The organism is Enterococcus sp. RTP21361st1_A6_RTP21361_211029 (genome assembly GCF_040910045.1).
GTDB classification, from domain to species: domain Bacteria; phylum Bacillota; class Bacilli; order Lactobacillales; family Enterococcaceae; genus Enterococcus_D; species Enterococcus_D gallinarum.
Map to the genome: position 1 here is coordinate 1 of NZ_JBDGBK010000213.1, position 1,279 is coordinate 1,279.

The 1,279-nt window shown below is 56.7% G+C and carries 2 protein-coding genes; both read right to left on the reverse strand.

From position 1 onward, the window contains the following. Positions 1-269 (reverse strand): winged helix-turn-helix domain-containing protein (locus tag AB5Z52_RS17120; protein WP_368267150.1); only part of this gene is annotated, 269 nt, incomplete at its 3' end. 119 nt (positions 270-388) lie between these two features. Further along, positions 389-718: a hypothetical protein gene (locus tag AB5Z52_RS17125; protein ID WP_080714884.1), complete on the reverse strand. Its 330-nt coding sequence runs from the start codon at positions 716-718 to the stop codon at positions 389-391. Between the last annotated feature and the right edge of the window lie 561 nt (positions 719-1,279).

A 1,279-nucleotide genomic window follows, 5' to 3' on the forward strand; every position in this document is an offset into this window, starting at 1 on the left:
CCTGAACGCAACGAGGCCGAAGTCCATCCGTCCGGCCCGCTCATGCTACCGCCATTGAACGCCACATAACTGCCCGATCCCATACGGGTTTCGATTAGTTCCGCCTTCTTCAATTGTTCCAAGGCCCTGCGCACAGTGCCGCGGGAGACCTGGTACTCCTCGGCCAGGCGCGTTTCGGACATGATTCTGTTCCCTGGCTTGAGTGTGCCATTCCTAATCTGCGAGGCGAGCTCGTGCCGCAGATGTTCCGTCCGGGTGTAAGCAGTCATCTTCGACCTCCAGAACAATGCTGATACAATCGGCATTGACATTGAACAACTGTATACAGGATAACACAGGTTTGTACAAGTTACGTCATCCTCGTTGTCTGTTTAGAACTGCAACGCCTCTATTGGTCCTGTAATTCCAGCAATTCGTCGACGAACGCCTCATTGGGTGTCAGGTAGTCCGGCACGCGCATGGGACGGCTGTCGGTCTCGTCAACAATCTCCCTGATTTTCTTCGCCACGTCCATCCTGATCTCGCAGCGTCTGGACAGGTACCGGCGGATCATGCCGTTACGGTTCTCGTCACCTCCCCGCCGACGGCTGGAGCACGGATCAGAAGTACATGGCCATGGTCGGCTCATCGCGCGATCGGGCGCGCGGGCGAACACGGTGCCATCGTCGTGCGTGACGCCGACGCACGCGACGTCCGGCGACGGACCGAACATCGTCATCCGCGACCTTCTTCTTCGCCTCACTTGTAATCTATCTGCACCCGACATACGCCGCGATGAGCCGTGCCTACCTCACCGATTAGTCATTATGATACGGATCAGTGCGAATATCGAATATGTGGCAACACCTCCGCCGATGGGAAAACGGGCAGACGCGCCTGCAAAGCACAGCCTGCTCGTTGTGTACGGAATGCTCCTACCCTCGAGCCAATCGAATGCTAATTGCGTTCATGGAATGACGCCTTACGACCGATGGCGACGGCAGCAGTGGACAGTAACGCCATCACCGATAGCACACCTACCACCGAAACACCGGTATTCGGTAGGTTGCCCGATGTATCGGCATTGACGTGCCGCTGATTGGGTTTGCCCTGCTACGATTCCGAAGAGCAGCCGGGTTTGCCGATGCTACCATTTCCATTACCGACGTTAGTCTTGCCAATGCATCCGGCAATTACCGGGCTTTAATCTTGACGCTGGGCTTCTGCGGCCTCTGATGGGGCGAGGCGGCTGCATTGCGCGTCAAGCATGTGGATGTCCAGAACAACCGACTTAAGGTGC

Coding starts and splice junctions, on each gene's coding strand:
- AB5Z52_RS17125 (WP_080714884.1), bottom strand. CDS start 718: ATGACGATGTTCGGTCCGTCGCCGGACGTCGCGTGCGTCGGCGTCACG.